This is a genomic window from Terriglobia bacterium, from assembly GCA_020073185.1.
Taxonomy (GTDB): Bacteria; Acidobacteriota; Terriglobia; order Terriglobales; family Acidobacteriaceae; genus JAIQGF01.
Genome location: JAIQFT010000066.1, coordinates 1 through 21,488, shown reverse-complemented (window position 1 = coordinate 21,488; position 21,488 = coordinate 1). Strand labels below are relative to the sequence as shown.

At 60.5% G+C, this 21,488-nt stretch carries 16 protein-coding genes and 1 pseudogene; 9 read left to right on the top strand and 8 right to left on the bottom strand.

Translation table 11 applies throughout. From position 1 onward, the window contains the following. The first annotated feature begins 134 nt into the window (after positions 1-134). Complete coding sequence (locus LAN64_18080) at positions 135-1,031, top strand: DUF3825 domain-containing protein (GenBank protein ID MBZ5569740.1); 897 nt, start codon at positions 135-137, stop codon at positions 1,029-1,031. A gap of 68 nt (positions 1,032-1,099) precedes the next feature. Next, positions 1,100-2,554 carry a M20/M25/M40 family metallo-hydrolase gene (locus tag LAN64_18075; protein ID MBZ5569739.1) on the top strand — a complete coding sequence of 485 codons (1,455 nt, stop codon included), beginning with the start codon at positions 1,100-1,102 and terminating at the stop codon, positions 2,552-2,554. 9 nt (positions 2,555-2,563) lie between these two features. On the opposite strand, the gene LAN64_18070 is transcribed toward LAN64_18075, so the two are convergent. The 3 genes from LAN64_18070 to LAN64_18060 all read right to left on the bottom strand — a co-directional run bounded on the left by LAN64_18070 (position 2,564) and on the right by LAN64_18060 (position 5,582). Next, positions 2,564-2,968, bottom strand: a complete 405-nt coding sequence (locus tag LAN64_18070) for a hypothetical protein (protein MBZ5569738.1) — start codon at positions 2,966-2,968, stop codon at positions 2,564-2,566. Between the two features lie 167 nt (positions 2,969-3,135). Continuing rightward, complete coding sequence (locus LAN64_18065) at positions 3,136-4,914, bottom strand: porin (GenBank protein ID MBZ5569737.1); 1,779 nt, start codon at positions 4,912-4,914, stop codon at positions 3,136-3,138. A gap of 248 nt (positions 4,915-5,162) precedes the next feature. Continuing rightward, positions 5,163-5,582, bottom strand: a complete 420-nt coding sequence (locus tag LAN64_18060; GenBank protein MBZ5569736.1) for a hypothetical protein — start codon at positions 5,580-5,582, stop codon at positions 5,163-5,165. A gap of 214 nt (positions 5,583-5,796) precedes the next feature. Here LAN64_18060 and LAN64_18055 point away from each other — a divergent pair, with 214 nt between their 5' ends. Further along, on the top strand, positions 5,797-6,657 hold the full coding sequence (locus LAN64_18055; GenBank protein MBZ5569735.1) for a carbon-nitrogen hydrolase family protein: 861 nt from the start codon (positions 5,797-5,799) through the stop codon (positions 6,655-6,657). Positions 6,658-6,839: 182 nt separating this feature from the next. On the opposite strand, the gene LAN64_18050 is transcribed toward LAN64_18055, so the two are convergent. Together LAN64_18050 and LAN64_18045 are read right to left on the bottom strand one after the other, a co-directional pair. Then, positions 6,840-9,500 carry a hypothetical protein gene (locus LAN64_18050; protein MBZ5569734.1) on the bottom strand — a complete coding sequence of 887 codons (2,661 nt, stop codon included), beginning with the start codon at positions 9,498-9,500 and terminating at the stop codon, positions 6,840-6,842. An 88-nt stretch (positions 9,501-9,588) separates the two neighbouring features. Further along, positions 9,589-10,491, bottom strand: a complete 903-nt coding sequence (locus LAN64_18045) for a DmsE family decaheme c-type cytochrome (protein ID MBZ5569733.1) — start codon at positions 10,489-10,491, stop codon at positions 9,589-9,591. Positions 10,492-11,038: 547 nt separating this feature from the next. Between LAN64_18045 and LAN64_18040 the strand changes: the two genes are divergently transcribed. The 6 genes and pseudogenes from LAN64_18040 to egtD all read left to right on the top strand — a co-directional run bounded on the left by LAN64_18040 (position 11,039) and on the right by egtD (position 18,491). After that, a complete protein-coding gene (locus LAN64_18040; protein MBZ5569732.1) occupies positions 11,039-12,196 on the top strand; it encodes an FAD-binding oxidoreductase in 1,158 nt (385 codons plus the stop codon). A gap of 30 nt (positions 12,197-12,226) precedes the next feature. After that, positions 12,227-14,269, top strand: coding sequence for a hydantoinase/oxoprolinase family protein (locus LAN64_18035; protein MBZ5569731.1), 2,043 nt, complete (start codon positions 12,227-12,229; stop codon positions 14,267-14,269). Then, positions 14,269-14,604: pseudogene (locus tag LAN64_18030) on the top strand (hydantoinase B/oxoprolinase family protein). The gene LAN64_18035 and the pseudogene LAN64_18030 overlap by 1 nt, the downstream one beginning before the upstream one ends. Continuing rightward, complete coding sequence (locus LAN64_18025; protein ID MBZ5569730.1) at positions 14,584-16,047, top strand: hydantoinase B/oxoprolinase family protein; 1,464 nt, start codon at positions 14,584-14,586, stop codon at positions 16,045-16,047. The pseudogene LAN64_18030 and the gene LAN64_18025 overlap by 21 nt, the downstream one beginning before the upstream one ends. 208 nt (positions 16,048-16,255) lie before the next feature. Further along, positions 16,256-17,551: an ergothioneine biosynthesis protein EgtB gene (gene egtB / locus LAN64_18020; protein MBZ5569729.1), complete on the top strand. Its 1,296-nt coding sequence runs from the start codon at positions 16,256-16,258 to the stop codon at positions 17,549-17,551. Beyond that, positions 17,532-18,491: an L-histidine N(alpha)-methyltransferase gene (gene egtD / locus LAN64_18015; GenBank protein MBZ5569728.1), complete on the top strand. Its 960-nt coding sequence runs from the start codon at positions 17,532-17,534 to the stop codon at positions 18,489-18,491. The genes egtB and egtD overlap by 20 nt, the downstream gene beginning before the upstream one ends. 576 nt (positions 18,492-19,067) lie before the next feature. Here egtD and LAN64_18010 read toward each other — a convergent pair. From LAN64_18010 to LAN64_18000, 3 genes are all read right to left on the bottom strand, one after another. Further along, positions 19,068-19,259: a hypothetical protein gene (locus tag LAN64_18010; protein MBZ5569727.1), complete on the bottom strand. Its 192-nt coding sequence runs from the start codon at positions 19,257-19,259 to the stop codon at positions 19,068-19,070. A 552-nt stretch (positions 19,260-19,811) separates the two neighbouring features. Beyond that, positions 19,812-21,101 carry a DNA-processing protein DprA gene (locus LAN64_18005; protein ID MBZ5569726.1) on the bottom strand — a complete coding sequence of 430 codons (1,290 nt, stop codon included), beginning with the start codon at positions 21,099-21,101 and terminating at the stop codon, positions 19,812-19,814. A 4-nt stretch (positions 21,102-21,105) separates the two neighbouring features. Then, a partial coding sequence (locus LAN64_18000) for a hypothetical protein (protein ID MBZ5569725.1) occupies positions 21,106-21,488 on the bottom strand: 383 nt, incomplete at its 5' end.

Below are 21,488 nucleotides of genomic sequence, written 5' to 3'. Positions count from 1 at the left end.
GATTCTACAGATTCTCAGCCTCACACTTTTCGAGAAAACGCCCATTTTATGCGCCCTTCAGGCCATCGACCAGGACGCCAATTTCACCGAAAACGTCAACCAACTGATTCTGTTCAACTTTTAACCGGACAGCAGTGAAGCCGAATATCTTAGCGGAACTCAATGGATTTGCTCTTAATGAGCGTTGGGAGTTCAAAAACGCTCCTCGAAATCCTGACCACCCCCTGCCAATTCTGCATAGCTATATCTTCCACACCTTTCAACGTCTCGTACTCGAAAGCAAGATCTTAGTTAACGAAGAAGCTGGATTTGCAGCCTTTAACACGGGATTAGTTGATCCGCGCTACGAAATTATCTACGCGCTTTTTTCTCCAAACGATGATCCTCGTGCTCCATGGCAACTGACAGCATTCTGCACTGCTGGTGAAGGAGCGGCCGGACAGAACCTTGTCCGTCATTTCAATCCCTTACCAGCGTCGGCTCATTACTTTGATAACCCAGCCGATTTGTTGTATGACACGCGCGTAGGAAAGCCAGAAATGGACTGGAAACACGTGATAGTCGACCGTATCGATCGTTATCCGCAAGAATTTGTTGAAGACCACTGGCCGACTGGATTCGTAGCGCGCGATACTTCGGAAATGGCTCACGAAGATAGAAAGTCTTACTACGCTGAGCTCGGAGAGGCAATTCAAGCGGACAATCGCACATACCGCCGAATAATGAACAGGGTCAAGGATGCCGTAGACCTTTCGATAAAGCGCGCATCGTGGAACTTTAAAACCGCGGTACCGCAGTACTACCCTCGCGTGCGCAAGCTGCAATTGTTGCTGCCGGTTTGCCTGATTTCTGATGAGCGCGTCGATCTGGCACTGGCTGTGGAAAAGACCCAGTCTGGAAGCTATCTGGGGCACACCGCTCTGCCACTGGACTGGGCCTACAAGAATGCGAGGCTCATCTGCCGTCCCGATAGCGACTGGCTAGCACCGCAAGAGATCATTGAAGAGGTAGAGGAAGAAGAAGAAATCTGAGGCTCAAAATCCCGGAGCCGTCACCGGCTGGCGCCGGCTCTCCTCCCTGTTTTCCGAAGGGTAAAGAAATGTCACGAATCGCCTGCGCCGTTTTTGTGCTCCTGTGTTTCGTTCCGTCGTTTGCCCAGCGCCCGCGCGACACTACGCCCAATCCCTATCCGCCGCAAGCCATGGAGGAGATGAAGAAGGTGCAGCAGGCGGCGCTGGCCAGCGATTACGCCTACCAGATCGCGGCGCATTTGACGGACAACATCGGGCCGCGCATGGCCGGCTCGGCGCAGGCGCGGCAGGCGGTGGAGTACATCGCGGCCGAGATGCGCAAGCTCGGCCTCGAAGTTACGCTGGAAAAATGCACTGTGCCGCATTGGGTGCGAGGCGCTGAGACTGCCGAATTGGTGGAATTTCCCGGCCAGGCGCCCAACACGACGCAGAAGATCGTGGTCACCGCGCTGGGCGGCAGCGTCGCGACGCCGGCGGAGGGAATCACCGCCGAGGTCGTGGTGGTGAACAATTTCGACGAACTCAACGCCCTGGGACGTGAAAAAGTTCAGGGCAGGATCGTTCTGTTCAACGCCAAGTTCGACAAGCGACTGGCGGAGGCTGGCCTTGCCGGTCAAGCGTACGGTCAGGCCGTTGTATATCGTGGACGCGGCGCCTCGGCCGCGGCGCGGCTGGGCGCGGTCGCGTCCCTGATTCGCTCCGTGGGCGGCGCCGATTACCGCCTGCCGCACACCGGCGTCATGTCGTACGCCGCCGACGCTCCCAAGATTCCTGGCGGCGCGGTCACAGCCGAGGATGCCGATCTCATCGAGTATCTCGCGCGCCAGGGCCGTGTCGGCATGCGCCTGACGCTCACCCCACAGGGACTGCCGCCGGTGGAAAGCTACAACGTCATCGGCGACCTCAAGGGCAGCGAGCATCCCGAGCAGGTAGTGATCGTCAGCGGCCATCTCGATTCCTGGGACCTCGGCACGGGAGCGATTGACGATGCCGCGGGCGTCGCGGTCGCGATGCAGGCGGCGCAGGTGATGAAGCAACTTGGGCTCAAACCGAAGCGCACGCTGCGAGTCGTCGCCTGGATGGATGAGGAAGGCGGATTGCTGGGAGCACGGTCTTACGTCAAGTGGCACGCGGCCGATATCCCGAACCATTTTGCAGCCGTGGAAAGCGATCTTGGCGCGGGCCATGCCATGGGGATCGCCTTTGCCGGGCCGCCGCAAATCCAGAGCCTGCTGCGTCCGGTGGCCAGCGTGCTGCAGAGTTCAGGCGCAGGCGCGCTGCGCGCGTCGGAGGACGTTGGCAGCGACATCGGCCACCTCACGGCCGCGGGCGTGCCTAGTTTCAGTCCCATCCAAGACAGCCGCACTTACTTTGACTATCACCACACTGCGGCGGACACGCTGGACAAGATCGTGCCGCGTGAGTTGCAGGAGAACGCGGCGGTGATGAGCGTGCTCGGCTATGCGCTAACCAACCTTCCGGTGGAGCTGCCGCGCTTAGCGCCGCGTACGCCGCGTGACTAGGGCCAGTTGTCAGTTCTGCGACCTTTTCGATGCCGACAACCTCCCGACGATAAAAGGCGCGGTGGCGACTACCAGCACCACAACACTCCACAGGCGTCCTTCCCAAAATCGGTAGGCGGCGAACAGTTCGTTCCAAGATCTTCCGCCGACGTAATGGAAGAATAGGAACTCAAATGCAAGAGTCAACGCCAGCCATTCCGCGGAAAGCTGAAAGGCGGCACGACGCCAGTTCGGGGCGACCGGACGCATGACGATTGCTGCGGCGAATACGATCGCGACCGATAGCACGGCCGCACCAAAAAGCTCGGCGCTGAAGAACCCGAATCGCGGGCGAATGTAAAGGTCACGCAGACCACCGTTGATAATGGCAACGGCGAGAATGCCGAGCCAGCCAATCAGAGCCCGAAGCAACATAAACTAATGGTACTGGTGTGGGGACAATCCCGGCGAGTTGGGAGTCGTGAGCCCCACACCTGCCAACCGCGGGCAGATGTGGGCACACTCCAAGCGAACAGGAAATCCCGGCCATTGGGGCCGTGATCTATCCGAACGCCCAAGCGGAGGAACTCCCTAACAGCGGGTCAGAAATCAAACGTCACTCCACCCGAAACTCCCTGGAGTTCCGTGCCAGGGAACCCCACTCCCAGGAAGTCTTTCTTGTCAACGATGAGGCCGTGTCCAACGGCACCCAGATCGTAGTGAGCGTCGACATGGTTGGCTTGCCGCGCGTATACGAAGTAGGTTGACATTTTGCTGGTGAGCGTATGCTTCACACCGGCGGCATACATGTTGGTGCTGTTGTTGACTGTGTCGACCGGCAGGGCGGCCGTACAGATGCTACCCGTTGGGTCGGTCGCTGTGCAGAAGCCCGGATCGCCGGATGTTTTGCCGGCGCGTATCCAAGAGAAGTTAAAGGTGTCCTTCTTGGTTAGCTTTTGCCTGAGCGCAACCCAGGTGGCGAGAGGACGGGTGCGTTCATTGAGGCGCGGATCGGTTTGGGATCCGTAGCGCTTCAGGTGTTCAAAGACGAAGCTCGGGGTCGTGCCGCTCTTCTTAACTGTGTACTCCGCGCCGAACTTCCAGGCGGCTTCATCGTCCACGCCAATTAGGTCGCCCGTACGGTTCACATGGCCGTGATGCTCGTACCCGCCGAAGGCATACAGACCATGCCCGCGGTAAGTGGCCGCCGCGCTCAGCACGTTGCCAAATGCACCGTCATTGCAAGGGTTCGTATCCGGCGACGGAAGTACCGAGTTCAGGTCGGCGCCTTCAGGTACGTTGCCCTTGTTCGCGAGACTGAGGGTAAAGGCGCCATTGCCGCCGGCGCAATTGGGCTCGCCTCGGGGGTAAGCGCTGTTGTCGCTGGAGCGGTTTTGGCTCGGAGCGAACAAGATGCTGGCATAGAGCCCCTTATGGGTGGGACTTTCGTACCAGATGGCGTGCGAGACGCGGCCCATGAACTCGGCGCGGTTGTCACCACCACTGTTGCCCATGATGCTTCTGGCGTCGCCGATGCTGTTAAGGAAAGGATCGAAAGCGCCAGTCGTCGTTCTTTTGTACGGCGCATCTTCCTTGCCAAGTTTGACCGCGCCCCACGGACCGGAGAGCCCCACATAGGTGTCGCGCGACCCCAGACAGTACTTGCACTGCAGGTCGGAGGTGGGTCCCGGGGTGTCGGACATCATGACCTCGGTCTCGAACTGGAACACGCCGTTCAGATAAGAGTTGATCCGGCGTGAACCGCGAACGCCGAAGTAAGACAAGTTGCTGGAGATCTGGCCCATCCATCCATTGTTGGCGCGTGCCACGGCAGCGGGTCCCAGAAACGGGTTGGTGGCTTCCATGGCATTGGTGATGCCGTTGTCGACGTAGTCGTAGGACACGTCAGAATGCCCGTAAATCTGGACCTTGCCGCCTTCGACGGACCACTCGAGCCTGTCGGGTTCCTTCTTTTCTTCAGGCGCCTTCTGGGACAGAGCGGCTTGGCCGGGCTGCCCCGAGGCTGTGGTGCCGTCGAGAGCTTCCTCCAGCGATGGCGCGCTGTAGCCGAGCGTCTGCACGCGCCCGCCTTGCGTTCCAGCCGCCGGCAGGACGCGAGCATCGGTCGTCCCCAGCCGCTGCGCCAGATCGGAGACCATCGCTTTCAGTTCTTCAATGGTTTTCTGTTGTGACGCCATGGTTTGCTGTTGTGACGCCAGCTCGCCGCGCAACTGCTGAACTTCTTCCTTGCTAGCGCCGGTCGTAGATGACGAATAGGGTTTGGCGGATTTGTCGGTGGGGTTTGGCGGTTCTCCGGCGAAGGTTGGCAAGCTTAGCGCGACGAGACACACCACAAGGGACAAGAACAGCGAGTGTCGCATTGGTTTTTCTCTCCTCGGGAAGACATCCCCATTGGCTTGACCGGGCAAGCCCTGAAGTTGAGGGCAGGTTGCCCAGTGCGTTGTGATCCCCAGTTCACGGGCGAAGGTTTTCGAAACCGGTCAACGCGCTACGCCAGCCGACGCGGACGAAGCATTCGTCCCACCAGGGAGTTTTGTGCCATCAGTCGAAATGGCACCTTCTACGCGCCAACACCACACGGCCGGGCGTAGTTCAGAACAGGTTGAGATCAGATTTGCGGAGGTGAGCGATCGCCGGTGGCGTGTGCCCTGAGCGAGCAGTGCACGGGCGGTTCGACATCGACGGGGCAGTCCAGGGTGCTCGCCAAAGCGGGTCTGGCGGGGGCAGCGGCCAGCGCGGCTGCAAGGCGAGCCTTGCAATTGTCGTGGTCGGCTGAGGCTTTGATGATCCTGGAGACAGCGCCAGCCTCGGATGCCATCTGCTGCTGTTGCAGATCGTCGTCAGCGGAGATAACGGGGAACAAAATGGCCAGCACGCAACCCAGGGCCAAAGCCCGCTGGAGGCGTCCTGCGGTAACGGAGTGAGCGGTGCTTCGCAGGTAGTGCACGGCGGCGCAGATCGCCAGCACCACCCAGCACGAGTTGAGCAAGCCAAGCATCTTGGGGATCCAGAGCAGCCGCTGCCGCATGGTGTTACGGCGCCGGGGACATTGGTCCGCTTACCAGACCACTATGGGAGCGCGTATGTAGCACAAAGGAGAGCAGAGCGTCAAGAAACAGCCCTCTCGTAAGTTTGCGCGTTTGTTCGCCAGCGGCAACCCGTGACTTACGATATGGCGATTCATCACTCATCGTCGCTGTAAACTGCTCCAAAGCGACGCAGCTTTGCTTCTGCCGGGTAATATGCGCTTCAAGGTCGCTCTTCTTCAGATCGCACCATGTGGCATCGAGCCGCACACCAACCTCGAAAAGGGCCTTGACTGCTGCCGCCAAGCGAAGGCGCTCGGTGCTGATCTCGTCGTGTTCCCTGAACTTTGGAGCAGCGGCGGTGAGGCATGTCCGGGCGATCCGGCGGCACAGCGGCGATGGACAGCATCGGCGGTAGAACACCACAGCACTTTCTTGAGCAGTTTTGCGTCTCTGGCGCGTGATCTCCAAATGAACGTTGCCATTACTTACTTGGAGGCGTCGAACCCAAAGCCGCGCAACAGTGTTTCGATCTTTAATAATCAGGGCGGGGCGTCGCTGCACTACTCCAAGGCGTGCATCTGCGATTTCGGCCCTGATGGCGAAAACGCGGCAGGTTGCGATTTGAATTGCAGCCCGGGCGAATCGTTCGATGTATGCACGCTGACGGGGGCTGAAGGGAAGGTCAACGTCGGGGCTATGATCTGCGCCGACAGAGAATTTCCGGAACCGGCGACTCAACTCATGCTGAACGGTGCAGAGTTGATCGTAGTGCCGAACTCCTGTGACTGGGATGAAGTCCGAAGTGCCGGGCTATTGACCAGGGCCGTGGAAAATCTGCTTGGCGTGGGGATGGCCAATTATCCCCGCCCGAAGACCAACGGCAATTCGCGAGCGTATAGCTGCGTCACATGGCGCAATGGTAAACCTCAAAGCCCGCTCGTAGCTGCTGCCGGCGAAGACGAAGAACTGCTAATCGCGGAGTTTGATTTGGACGAAATCCATGGATTCCGAAGATTCGAGTCGTGGCGCCTGAACCACCGCTATCGTCTAAGCCGCGACAATCGATATCGATAAACGGCCTGTGATAGAGACCGATGGTTGTCGCTAACAGCCCTTCAGCGGCAGAAGATGCTCGGGTTCAACCGAGATCTGTGGATCGACAATCGATTTTTCCCGCTCCCACGATGGGACGAGAGGTAACAAGAAAATTTGGGGCGGCCTCACGACCGCCCCGTAGCCTTCTGTGGGAAGTGGAATTAGAAGCTGTACCTCAACGAAAGAGTTCCGACGTGGGCGTGGAAATCACGACGAGAGGTGACTGTCAGCAACGCTAACGCGGGGCTGTGATCTTTCCCGTTGTAGTCGTAATAGCTCCACAGGCCCTTGAACTCGACTCCCTTGACCACTTCAAAGGCCAAGCCGGCGGAGCCTTTGTGCCAGTTGATGGCCTGAGGACCAAGTGGTTGATCGGGGAACGGTCCGGGGAAAATGCAGCCGACGGCAGCACCCGCGGACCCGAGCGGACAGGGTGAGATTGGGTTGCCGGCTAGCGGGGGTGAGTTACCGAAAATGTCGCCGACCACCTGGAGATTGGTGCCATTGTCCAGACGCCGCCAGTTGGTGTGCCCGTTGTCTTGAGTGACCTCATAGCCGAGGCTCAGAGTAAAGCGTTTGGTCGGCCGGTAGGCAATGTTGGTGTAGGCGGAGTTGGTGGACTCCTGAAAGTCCTGCAGGAACGCCCGAGCAGTGGCAGCGTTGTTGCAGGGGGCGGGAGCAGTAACCGTACCGCCGAACACTCCTCCCGTCCCGCTTAACGGTAGGCAGGTCGCCGACTTGATGTCCTGGTCCAGCAAAGTCCATCCCAGATCAAAGGTGAACTTGGAGTTGGGGTTGATACTGGTTCCGAAGGTGTAGTAGCGCCAATGGTCCTTGTGGCCATAGGCGGCAGAAGTAAACGTAGCCGGAAACAGTGGGCCGCCGACGTTGGCGGCTATGGTTCCGGAGAGGTTTTCGACGGTGTCCCCGGCGGCAAAACCATTGCGCGTCTCGACAAAATGCAGACCGCCGTTAAGGCTCATCCAGCGATTCAACTTGTAGTTGCTGTAAACCCGCACCCGCTGCTGGTGACGCGGAGTGATGAGGGTGAAGGAGTTGTCGGCATAGAGGAACTCCAGATCGCCATTGATCCGCCACGCGTCCACGGGACGAACCGCAACTCCCAGCAGGCCGGTATGCAGGTTGATTTCTTCTTTGTCCACGGCGCCGACGGAGGTCGTAACCGTAGGAGTGGTGGGAACCGCGCCGGTGCCGTTGTTTGCAAAATTCGTGGTCACCTGGTTATAGACGCCGACGCCGAGATTGCCATCCCTCACCTTGCGATGCCCGTAGCGGTAACCGATGTAACCGCCGAGACGACGACTGGGCTGCCAGTTCAACTTCACGATGTTGAAGTACGAATCTTCGCCCAAAATCGAGTTATAGGAAGTTATGGCTTGGTAGCTTCCACTGGTGGCGTTGCCGGAGGCGGTCACGCCGGTGAGGGTGAGAATGTCGCTATTGCAGGGATTGCGGAGTGCGGTCAGGGTGACCGCACCGGCGGGAAATCCGGTAGGGCCAGCGAGGGCCGCGCCAGAAGCGAGAACGCAGTTGAACGCCGTATTGGTGAAGGCACCCGGTTCACGCCAGTTCAGCCAGCGGAACTTGTCGGAAATGCTCAAGTGCTTGGTGAGGTGGAGGGTCACGCCAAGGTCGGCGTTGGCCGAGACACGATCCGTGTTGGGACTGCCGCTGTTCAGGGTGGCGGTACTGCCATGCATGAACTCGTTGAAGTTCAGGAAATCGGAACTGGCGGAACTGTAGGTGGCGCTGGCGGTGAGGTCCAGCTTGCGGAAATAATTCGACTGCAACGCAATCTGCCCGGTCGGAATGTCGGTACGGAGATGACCGCGCTTAAAATAGGGGCCGCCGGGGCCGGAGTTCACGAGAACGGCATTGCAGCCCGAATTGATAATGAAAATATTCCCCGTGTGAATGGTCTGGGGGGTGCCGGCACCGGCGCACGAGGGCAGGGTGCCACTCAAGGGCGGTAGCAGGACCCCGATATCGACCGTCGGTCCAGTGGCGTTACCCAACGCATAGAGCACGTTGCCATCGAGGAAGCCGATGTCGTTCTTGTCGTGCTCGAAAAATACATCGAGGCTGAGGTTGGTGCGCGGCAGCAGCTTCAGATCCACACCGAATTGGTAGCGGTCGGAACGCCACTGGGAGTCCTCCGTCAAGATGGTGCGAATGGGCGCCTCCAGGCTGGTGTCCACTCTTCCATAAGTGGCATTGCGGGCATAACCGAGACGGACGCTGACGGCGGACTCGGGCAGGAGTGTCAGGGAGAAATCACCCATGTTGCGGGTGGTGGCCTGCAAGTGCGGGGAATTGTTGAACCAAGGTAGTGCCGACGGGGTGAAGGCGTTGGTGCAACCGACGCCGCAAGTGGTGATACCGGCGTTCAGGTTGAGCGGGTTGGCAAACAGGTCATAGTCGAAATAGTTCTTATCGCGGCGATAGAGGCCGACAAAGTTGTACACCTTGCTCTTCTGAATCCGCAGGCGAGCCAGACTCTCCGGTTCGCCGCCGAATCCGAAACTGCTCAGGTACAGGTTGTCGAAGAGCACGCTCTGGTGGGTCCGGGACTGCATCGACAGTTCCTGCGACAGAAGGCGCGGACCGCTGGCGAGGTTGACGAAGGTATCGTACATCTGCGGATTGCCGCCGACGCCCACAATGTGGCCGCCGAGTTCGATGGACTGGTGAACCGTGTAGTCGCCCCAAACCTGGCCTGGTTGATCGGGCTCTTGCGCCAGCGCAAACAGCGGCAATGCCAACATCAGGATCACGACAAGAAATGCATGTTTGGTGTTCATAGGTCGGCTCCCATCCAACGGCTTTTCTCCGCGAAGGAGAGGCCGCGGCGCATTGTGCTTTCGATTTGCCATGGTGGTTCTCCTTGCTCTATTTGAAGAAAAGGTTGCTCACGTTTGAGCCGTGAATACTCATGTGGCACACGATGCAAGCCTGCCGATATTGGTTCTGCGCGCCGTGCACACCCACCGGCAGTTGCTCGTGGCACTGGGTGCAAAGTGAGTTGATGCGTGCGGTGAGCAACATGCGGGGATATACCGAGGAGTGCGGGGTGTGGCAAACCATGCAACCCTCAACCCGGACGGGTTCGTGCTCGAAGACGAAGGGCCCACGCTTGTCGGCGTGGCATTTCAAGCAGATGAGGTCCTGATTGGGCGCTGACCGGACCTGGCGATCACGCAGAGTGCCGTGCGCATTGTGGCAGTCGGTGCACTTGATCAAGCCCTCGTTCACTCGATGGCGGAATGTCTTCTGGAAATCGGCCCTCTGTTCGGCGTGGCAGGAGTAACACAGCATGGGCTGCTTGCTGGTCAGCAGATATTCTCCCTTGCTGTGGTGGATGGAGTGGCAACTGGTGCAACTGACGCCGTTCTCGTTGTGCGTGGAGCGCATGAAATCCCGCTGCTCCGGCTTGGCTTCGTGGCAGGCCATGCAGCGCTTGGTGATCTCATCGCTCTTGGCGGTGAGGAAGACGAAGATCTTGGACTTGTCGCCGCCGCCCTCGACGTGGGCCTTCCCCGGACCATGGCAGGATTCGCAACCGTGAGCGCCGTGGGTCGTCTTGGTTTCCTGGGTGGTTACCCAGTGCGGAGAAGTCTCGAAGACCTTGTACACTTCGTCGTGGCAACCCTGACAGGTAGAGGCGCCGACATATTGGTCCGCACCTGCTTCCTGGGACGACGGTGCTGTTGCCTGCGACGCTGGTTTGGACTGCGCGCCGGCAAGAGCCGCCGCAAAGATCAAAACGAGGAAGACTGCCGATATGGACTTCATAGCCGGCTACGCCCGACCTCCTTGTGTTTGCTATGGATTAAACAGATGAGCCCGCGCGCGGTCCCACAAGTCGGGACCGTGATGGGCAGTGCTGCACATAAGGGCTGGCAAATGACATGTGCTAGGGATCGAGTCACAAAGGTTAGCGGGGAAGCAGACGCTGGACGGCAGCGATCCGGAGGCTACCTGGAAGGGAGAGGAGGGTTTCAGCACGCGCAATAACAGCGCCGGCGAGCATTGGAGTCGCAAGTAACCTAAGAAACCCTTCTGCATAGCTTCACCGTCGTGGTGCTAATTTTGGAAGGGTGGTTGGCTGTCGCTGGTTAACCGTCGTCTAGAGAGCTTTACGAACGTCAAAGTACGCCATACGACGACGGCAAGGATACACGAGTTGCCGGGATGGGGGCATTCTTTTTGTTACTAAGTAACTAATTTGCCAGCGAAAAAATCTTCGGGTTGGGGGTGGCACGAAGGTGGAATGCGACGAGCTCAGGCTACGATATGCGGTCGCGAAAGCAGGTTGCAGACTTGAGGCAGCGGAATGCCAGTGGAAACTGCGGATGTGGTGATTGTCGGCGGAGGAATTGTCGGGGCGAGCATCGCCTATCACTTGACGGCGGCGGGATGCCGCAGCGTGCTGGTAATCGAGCGCGAGACATCGCAAGGCAAAGGATCGACCGGCAAAAGCATGGGCGGCGTGCGGGCACAGTTCGCCACGCCGGTGAACATACAGATGTCGATGTACTCGATTCCCTTCTACGCGGCGTTCGAGGAGACGCTGGGATATCCGTGCGGATACCGGCCGCAAGGGTATCTGTTCGTGGCCACGCGCGACGCGCACATGAAATACCTGAGCGCGAACCTTGAGCGCCAGGTGAAGCTGGGGCTGAGGACGGCGCGGCTGGTGTCGGCGGAGGAGATACGCTCGACGTATCCGCAGTTGAAGGGCGACGACATCGTGGGCGGAAGCTTTTGCGCGAGCGACGGATTCGTGGACCCGTACAGCGCGATGAACGGGTTCATGAACTGGGCGCTGGAGCAGGGCGCGCGAATTTGGAAGAACACGCAGGTCACGGAAATCAAGGTCGAACGCACGCGGGTGACGGCCGTTAAGACGACCCGCGGCACGGTGGAGACGAACACAGTAGTGAACGCGGCGGGCGCGTGGGCGGCGGAAGTGGGTGCGATGGCCGGCGTGGATCTGCCCATCGAGCCGCTGCGGCGCATGCTGGTGCCGACCGAACCGTTCGATCAGTTTCCGCACACGGCGCCGATGATCATTGATATGAGCAATGGATTTCATTTTCGGCCGGAGTCTCTGGGTTTCCTGCTGGCGTGGAACGATCCGGAAGAAACGCCGGGATTCAAAACCGACTTTGAACCGTCGTTCATTGAGAAAGTGCTGACGCGCGCGGCGGAGCGGGTGCCGGTGTTCGAGAACCTGGCAGTTAATCCCAAACGCGCGTGGGCGGGGCTGTACGAGGTGACGCCGGATCATCACTGCATCCTGGGCGCGGTGGACGAGGTGCGCGGGTTTTTCCTGGCCAACGGCTTCAGCGGGCACGGCGTCATGCACGCGCCTTCGACGGGAAAAATTCTCAGCGATTTGATTTTGACCGGGAGCACGGATGTCGTAAATCCGGAGCTGTTGAGCGTGAACCGGTTCGCGACCGGGAGATTGCTGGAGGAGACGGCGGTGTTGTAGTAGCTGTGGCTAGTGGTCTGTGGCTAGTGCATGAGAGTTGCGGTTGATACCGGCGGGACGTTCACCGATTGCGTGTATCTGCGCGACGGGAAGACGCACGTGCTGAAAGTGTTCTCCACACCCGCGAATCCGGCGGAGGCAATTGTCGAGGCGTTGCGGAAGATTGTGCGAGGAACGACCCCACCCTATCTCGCCAAACCTGGGCGAGATAAGGGTGGGCTGCCCACTGGGGACGATAAGGGTGGGGCAACCGGGGAAGTTCTGGAGGTCCGGCACGGAACCACGGTCGGCACGAACACGGTGCTGGAGCGCAAGGGTGCGCGGATGGCGTTCGTCACGACGGAGGGATTTGAGGACACGATTGCGATCGGGCGGCAGGCACGGCCGCGGCTGTATGACTGGTTCGTGGTTCCGGATCCGCCGCTGGCGCCGCCGGAGTTGAGGTTCGGCGTGGCGGAGCGGACGTCGGCGACGGGAGAAATTCTGCAGTCGCCGGGCGCGCACGATCTGCAGGAATTGGCCGATTCAATCCGGGCAGCGCGGCCGGAGGCGATCGCGGTTTCGCTCCTCTTTTCCTTTGCCAATCCAAGAAACGAGCGGGCAGTGGCGACGGCACTGGACAAGCTGGGCGTGCCGGTGTCGCTATCGCACGAAATCCTGCCCGAGTTTCGCGAGTACGAGCGCGCGTCCACCGTGGTGGTGAACGCGTACCTGGCGCCGAAGATGGGGCGGTACATCAGCGGGCTGCAGAGGGCGCTGGAGAGCGAATTCGCGGGTGGGCGGCTGCAGGTGATGCAGTCATCGGGAGGGATCGTTTCGGCGACGGTGGCGGCGAAGGAGCCGGTGCGAACCGTACTGTCGGGTCCGGCGGGCGGTGTGGTGGGCGCACACGCGGTAGCGCGCATGGCCGGGTTCAACAAGATCATCGGGTTCGACATGGGCGGGACTTCGACCGACGTGGCACTGGTGGACGGCGGCGAGGGTCTGCGCACGACCAACGAGTCGCTCGTTGCGGGGCTGCCGATCAGCGTGCCGATGCTGGACATACACAGCGTGGGCGCGGGCGGCGGATCGCTGGCGCGGTTCGACGCCGGGGGCGCGCTGCGAGTGGGGCCGCAGTCGGCGGGCGCCGATCCCGGGCCGATCTGCTACGGGCGCGGCACGGAGCCGACAGTCACAGATGCGAACCTCGCGCTGGGGAGGCTGGACCCGGAGTTCTTTCTTGGCGGCGAGATGTCGTTGGAGGAAGAGCGCGCGCGGAAGTTCTTGCAAGCAGCGAAAGGGCCGCTGGCGAGCGTCGAAGAATTTGCCGCCGGAATCGTGCGGCTGGCGGAAGCGGCAATGGAAAAGGCCATACGAGTGATCTCGGTGGAGCGCGGACACGATCCGCGCGACTTCACGCTGGTGAGCTTTGGCGGCGCAGGGCCGCTGCACGCCTGCGCGCTGGCGCGTGCCTTGCGCATTCCGCGCGTCCTGGTGCCGCAGATGCCGGGCGCGCTGTCGGCGCTCGGAATCCTGATGTCGGACGTGGTGAAGGATTATTCGCGCACGGTGATGCTGGGCACGGATGCGGCGCCGCTGGAAAAGCATTTTCGCGAGCTGGAGCAGCGCGGCACAAAAGAGATGCGGGCTGAAGGCCTGAAGGCGGTCGCGATGCGCTACGCGGATGTTCGTTACGCAGGTCAGGGATTTGAGCTGAGCGTGCCGTTCGGTCGCGACTTCGTGAAGCGCTTTCACCAGGCGCATCGCCGGCGCTATGGATACGCCGACGAGCAACGGCGGGTCGAGGTGGTGAACGTGCGCGTGAGGATGGTGGCGTCGAGCGAGCCGGTGCCCTTCCCTAAGAAGAAGTTGGCGCGCGGCAATGGCGAGCAAGCGATCGTGAAGCATCGTCGCGTGATTTTTGAAGGCAAGGCTTCCAAGGCGCCGGTGTACGACCGCGCGCGATTGCGGCCGGGCGATGCGTTTGTGGGGCCGGCGATCGTCGCCGAGTACAGCGCCACGACGGTGCTGCCGCCGGGATGCCGCGCACACGTGGACGAGCGCGAAAACATGGTGATCGAAGTACGGTGATGGCGAAGAAGCCAAAAGTCGATCCGATCGAGCTGGCGATTTTTCGCAGCGCGTTTCACTCCATCGCGGAGGAGATGGGCGCTACGCTGCGGCGCACCGCGTTTTCACCCAACATCAAAGAGCGGCGCGATTATTCCTGCGCGGTGTTCGACGGCGCCGGGCAGGTGGTCGCGATGGGCGACCATATGCCGGTGCATTTGGGCTCGATGCCGATGTCGGTAAAGGCTGCGGTGGAGGCGTTGGAGCTCGACCCGGGAGACATTGCGATTCTGAACGATCCGTACGCCGGAGGGACGCACCTGCCGGATATCACAATGGTTTTGCCGGTGTATGTCTGTAAAGATGATTTCAAAAGCGGTTCGGATCAGTTCGAAACAGCTCCCTCAGCGGCTAAAGCTGGAAGAGCAGCCGGGCACTACGGCGCGGCTAAAGCCGCGCCCCTTCAAAACGTGCCCCTTCGAAGAATGGCGCCCCTTCAAAGAATGAGGTTTGACAAGAGTGCAAACCGCGCTCAAAGGTCAGAGAGCCGCGCCACACCGGCGTTTTATGTGGCGAGCCGGGCGCATCACGCGGATGTGGGCGGAACGTATCCGGGCTCGATGGGGCTGTGCCGCGAGATTTACCAGGAAGGCATCAGGATTCCGCCAGTGAAGATCGCACGCGCGGGCGAGATTGACCGCGACATCATGGCGCTGCTGCTGTACAACGTGCGCACGTCGGCGGAGCGCGAGGGCGATCTGACGTCGCAGATCGGGGCGTGCCGCGTGGGCGCGCAGCGGCTCGCGGAAATGACCGCGAAGTACGGGCTGGCACGCGTGCGGCGGAACATGCGCGAATTGCTGGATTATTCCGAACGGCTGGTGCGCGCGGAACTGGCGAAGCTGCCGGCGGGCGAGTTCGCGGCGGAAGATTTCATGGACGACGACGGGGTGAACGAAGGAGCAATACGGATTCGCGTCACGCTGCGCATCGATCCGCGAAGAAAACGCGCCGAGGTCGACTTTACCGGCACCGATCCGCAGGTGGCGGGGAGCATCAACGCGGTCGAGGCGATCACGTACTCGGCGACGTATTACGTCTTCCGCTGCCTGCTGGGCGACGACGTGCCGGCGACGGCCGGGATCATGCACCCGATCAAGCTGACGGCGCCGGAGGGAACGATTGTGAATGCGCGGCCGCCGGCGGCGGTGGCGGGCGGAAACGTCGAGACCTCGCAGCGCACGGTGGACGTGCTGATGCGCGCCCTGGCGCAGGCGGCGCCGGAACGCGTCCCGGCGGCGAGCGCGGGAACCATGACCAACGTGACCGTCGGCGGCATGGATCCGCGCAGCGGTAAACCATTCGCCTATTACGAAACCACGGCCGGCGGAATGGGCGCGCGCCCAGGACTGGATGGCGTGCCGGGCATTCACACCCACATGACGAACTCGCTGAACACGCCGGTGGAGGCGCTGGAGTATGCGTATCCGTTTCGCGTGCGCAGGTATGGCTATCGGCGCGGCTCGGGCGGAAAGGGCAAGTATCGCGGCGGAGACGGGCTGGTGCGCGAGATCGAATTGCTGGCCGATTCGCAGGTCACGATATTGGCCGATCGCAGGAAATTCCCTCCGTATGGGTTGGCGGGCGGAGAGGTGGGCGCGATGGGCAAGGCAACGCTCATCCGGCGCGATGGTCAGATCGAAGAATTGCCGGGCAAGTGCAATCGCGAGGCGAAGGCGGGTGACGTGGTAAGGATCGAGACACCGGGCGGGGGTGGATGGGGGAAAAAGCCGTTGTGAGTTGCGAGTCGCTATCGCGGGACGAGGGGGGATCTCCGAGGTCGCCACAAGAAGCAGGTCCTTCGACTCGGACGCGCCACCCGCATGTGGGGACCGCGCCGGCTGGTTGTTTGGCGCGTCCTCGCTCAGGCTGACACTTCTTAAAAATTGATGCCTGGACAGGCTCCGCGCATCTTAGGTAACTGCGCCACGAGTACGTGGGGCAGCTATGGCAACGCACAGGATCGAAGCCGGGAAGATTGCGCCAGCGCTGGCGCGCAGGTATTGCGAGGTGCGCGCGGCCACCGAGCGGCTGGCGGCGCCGTTGTCGGCGGAAGACCAGATGTTGCAGTCGATGCCGGAGGCCAGCCCGACCAAGTGGCACCTGGCGCATACCACGTGGTTCTTTGCAACGTTCCTCCTGACAACCCACGCACTGGCCTACGGGCCGTTCGATGAGCGCTTTCGTCAACTTTTCAATTCCTATTACAAGCAGGTGGGTGCGCATCCCAATCGCGGGGCGCGCGGGCTGATGTCGCGTCCGTCCCTCGACGAGGTGCACGCGTACCGCCGCGGCGTGGATGAGGCGATGGTCGAGCTGATCGAGCGCGCCGACGACGACGCGCTGGCGCTGATTGAGCTGGGCGTGAACCACGAGCAGCAGCACCAGGAATTGCTGCTCACCGACATCAAGCACGCGCTGTGGTCGAGCCCACTGCGACCGGCGTATCGCGGGCACTTGGACAAGGTCGGCGGCGAGACACGGGTTGGAGTCCCGTGCGACACAGCTCCCAGCCACGCAACCTGGCAAGAGTTTGAGGGCGGGATTCGCGAGATCGGACATGCGGGCGGCGGTTTCGCGTTCGACAACGAAGGTCCGCGACACGAGGTATTGCTACGGCCGTTTCGCACGAGGTCGCGCGCGGTTATCAACCGCGAGTGGCTGGAGTTCATGCGCGACGGCGGATATCGCAGACCCGAGTTGTGGCTGTCGGACGGCTGGGACACGGTGTGCGCGCAGCAGTGGGAAGCGCCGCTGTACTGGGAACGCCGCGATGACGAATGGTGGCAGTACACGCTGAGCGGCACGCGGCGGGTGGAGGAAAGCGAGCCGGCGTGTCACGTCAGCTACTACGAAGCCGACGCGTACGCGCGCTGGGCGGGAGCGCGGCTGCCGTTGGAAGAAGAGTGGGAGTTCGCGGCGGAACGGAATCCGAGTCGCGGGACGATGCTGGAGGATGAGGTATTTCATCCTCGGGTCGCAGACCCGAGCCACACGCTGCAGCAGATGTTTGGCGATGTGTGGGAGTGGACGGCGAGTCCGTACGCGGCGTATCCAGGATTCCGTCCGGCGGCGGGCGCGCTCGGCGAGTACAACGGAAAATTCATGTGCAACCAGATGGTATTGCGCGGGGGATCGTGCGCCACGCCCGCCAGCCACATCCGCGCCACGTATCGAAATTTCTTTCCGCCCCAGGCACGCTGGCAATTTTCAGGAGTGCGACTTGCGAGCGATATCGACTGAGCCACAATTATTGTCCTCGCTCGCGGCTGACGTGCTGGCCGGCCTGAGCGCGGCGCCGAAAACGCTGCCGCCCAAGTTGTTCTACGACGCGACGGGATCGGAGCTGTTCGAGCAGATCACGCTCCTGCCCGAGTACTACCTGACACGGCGTGAAACGAACATCCTGCGCGGCCGGGCACAGGCAATGGTGATGGCCGCGGGGCTGCCAGCGAACGTGATCGAGCTTGGCGCCGGCACCGCGATCAAGACGCGCATGATCCTGGAGGCATTGCAGGAGCAGCGCGGACGCGTCCATTTCTACCCGGTGGACGTATCCGAAGCAGCGCTGGACGCGGCCGAGGAGAACCTGCGCGGGCTGCGCGAGGTCACGGTGCATCCCATCGTCGCCGACTACGCCAGCAGCATGGATTTCGTCGGCGAGGTGCCGGGGCCGAGGCTCATCCTTTACTTGGGCTCGAGCATCGGCAACTTCGAGCCGCTGCAGGCGTCGCTGCTGCTGTCGCACTTGCGATCGATGCTGGGAGCGCGGGACACGCTGCTGCTGGGCACCGACTTAGTGAAAAATTCGTCGGTGCTGCTGCCGGCGTACGACGACGCGGCGGGCGTGACAGCAGCGTTCAACCGCAATGTGCTGGTGCGGATCAATCGCGAACTGGGAGCCAACTTCGAGCCGGAGTCGTTTGCGCACGTGGCGCGCTGGAACCCGGTGGCGTCGCGGATCGAAATGCACCTGGAAAGCAGGCGCACGCAAGAGGTCGAGATTCGCGGCCTGCGGATGCGAGTGAGCTTCCAGCGCGGCGAAACCATTCACACCGAGAACAGCTACAAATTCACGCCGACCATGGTGGAGTCCGTATTGCAGAATGGCCGGTTCGTGCGCGAGTGCACGTGGATGGATCGGCGAAGGTGGTTCGCGGTGCATTTGGCGCGCTGCGCATAGCGGCACGCGGCTGTCGGCGGAAAGTTTACTTGTTCGCTAACGCAGGCCTGGACATCGTTTAATACCCCCTCCCCCCTCCCCTAAGAGTGAAATCAACAACTTAACGACGGTATACCGTCAAAAGTCCACGGTAACCGTCAGGAGGAGTTTGGAGGAGCTGCCGCGCAGCGCCGTGTTGTCAAAAAACGAACGGAGAGGGCTGAACACACCAACCCTCTACGCGCCCTGGGGCACAGGTGCATGGTAGGCGCGGGGAGGGTGGACGGTATGTGATGTGGGTCACGGAACAGTGTGACGAGTTTTGGCTCTTGGCCTTTAGGGAAGCTCCAATCAAGCACGTTGCCGGTCCGTCAGCGGCTAAGGCCGTACCCTTTGTACGGCATTTACGGACGGCCCGAAGTGGGTGCGTGAGAACTTCAATCGTGCCTACGGCACTGGGAGATTTTTCGCACTTCGTCCCGCCGCTGAAGCGGCGGGCTACTTTCAACCGCCCCGCCGGGGCTGCGGAGTCGTGATGTCACGCGACCGGAAATCACGCCGAACCAGCTCTCACGCAAACACAGAAGCCCATCCCCTTCAAGAACCGGAGTTGACGTGGCCGCGGAGAGCACGTTCGGCCAAAGTATCGAGTTTCCCGGCCGTCACGTCCGCCTCGAACTGCCTATCCCAAGCTTCGGCGTCGAAGCCCGTAAACCATTGGCGAAACGCGGACAGCTCCTCGGGAGAAAATGTCTGAACTTCCCGCTCGATCCTCTCGACTTTGCTCACAAGCGGTAACTTACCATATTGCTCCGACGGTTTCATCTCGGGCAGAGGGTGGGACCAGCGGCGGTCTTTTATTGGCGCTGCGCCGCAAGCACCTCCACCCCGTCGCGCGCAAAATCGGCGCGCGTCGGGAACCCCGGCGGCTGCGCGCCGGCCTTCGGCAGAGTGGAATGCACTCCGGCAGGCCGCGTACCCCGGGCTTACGCCCGGGGCTACTATCTGCCGCCGCTACGCGGCTGAACTGCGCATTTGGTGTGGGAGCACGGGCATAAAGAGAAATCCTCACGTTAGGAAAAGATCCACATTAGCCAAACGGGGCAAATGTGGGCCACCCAGCATCATCTGTGCCATCGAGAGGAAAACCCCCCGGCCAAGCCAAACCCGAGCCTGACCGGGGCACCGCCAGGTTAATGTCAAGAGCGTGGGGCGGATCACCCGCCCGGAACACCGTATAGAAAATCCCCAGCCTGTCGCTCCAAAACCGGGCTTCACCGGAGGACCCTCAGGTTTGTTTCCGGCCGTCCGCTGAGAAGCCAACGCTTTGTGGATATTCACTCACGCTCGCTGCTTCGTTGTACTCGCGATGAACAATGATTCTGATGCTCTGACATACCTGACGGGCTTCGCAAGTTTCTTCACTGTGCCTTCGGCGACCGCTCGTTTAAGCCATGCTCTTGCCTGTCCGGGAAGTACGTTTAGGCTCTTCGCAATTCCTTGTTCTTCTTGAGGTTGTTCTAGGACCTTGAGAAGGAGCGGCCAAACATGGGAATAGGCGTCATCTTCGACATGCTCGCACGCGCTACTGGTTTGCGCCTGCTCAGTAATAAGGGCGCCTTCCGTCGCTGGGACTGCTGGTTCTTGCTGATGAGTACCGGACGCCTCTGACTGTTCGAACAGCGGTGTAAACTGCGCTGGCCTTCGAAATAGGCCAGAGACATCGTTCCATGCTTCCACAGGAAAGTCCCTTGCACCCATCTGGCTTAGCTTCTTGTTGCCGTTGGCAAACGTACCGGTTTGCTTTACATATACGGGAATGCGGCCAAGCTTGAGTGCGTCTACAGCACCCGCCCATGTGCCGCTCTTTTCATCCGCACACGCGACGATGAGAGCAGCATCAGCGAGTCCGTAGATCAATTTATTCCGTTCCATAGCATTGAAGGAAAGCCATCTCAATTCTGGATCAAAAGGCGACATCAGGGTTAGCTGCTCGTCAACAATTGCCTGCCGATAGCTAGACGCTATGGACGCGCGGCTGAGACCCTCCGCAAGAACCCCTATCGCACGCCCGCCCCGGTCGATTGAAGACATCATGGATTCGGAATCTACGCCTTTGGCAGCTCCGGATATCACGCAGACATGCTGGGAGGCGCACGATGCGCCGATCCGCCGTGCAAAATCGATATCTTCGTCGCCCGCGTTACGCGAGCCGACGACTGCAAGCCCCCCATCCTGAATTACCGCTTGAGAACCTACGCCGTATAAGAGTGGAGGAGCGTTGTGTTGCAGATAGTTCCTATATCTCGTCGGATACGCAGCATCACCTCGACTAAGAATCCACATACCACGGCTCACCCATCTTTCGACCATGATCGCGAGGGCCGCGCCGCGAGCTAGTAGCTTCTCTACACTCCCCGCGTTAAGTTCCTGAACATTTAGATCGTCGAGTTGACTTCGGCCTGAATCGTTCAGAAGGTCGCCTGGACGTAACGAACGCTCTCGCAGCCATTTTGCCAACGCTGAGTATTGCCTCGTAGTCAATGGCTTTACTGTGTCGTCCTGTCGGTCACCAAGGCGGGCACACAGAAGAAGTATTGCTTGCGCATCGAGCGATGGCATGAGATCCATAAGGCTAATCTCCATCTCCCGCCGAAGCATCGGCAAGAGCGAACGGAAACACCGGGCCAGTACCTGACTGGCGCAACTTCGCCGCTAATGTAGTAAACGTCCAACGCGAATCGACCATATCATCCACGAGCAAGACCGGTGACCCCTGTATTCGATTGCGATCTATGTCGAATACACCGTCCAGATTCTGGACTTGCTGAAAGCTATTCTGTTTCGTTTTCTGCTGGTCTGTATCTCTTATCTTAGAACACTGCTGTCCGGTTAAGTTGCAAGGTGATGGCTGCAAGTAGTAGCTGCGCAATAAGTTGAAGCCATTTCGGGCTTGCCGCGATTCGAATGCGAGGAGAGTACACAATGGCTCATGAATCAGGGCCGCACCGTCTTCTC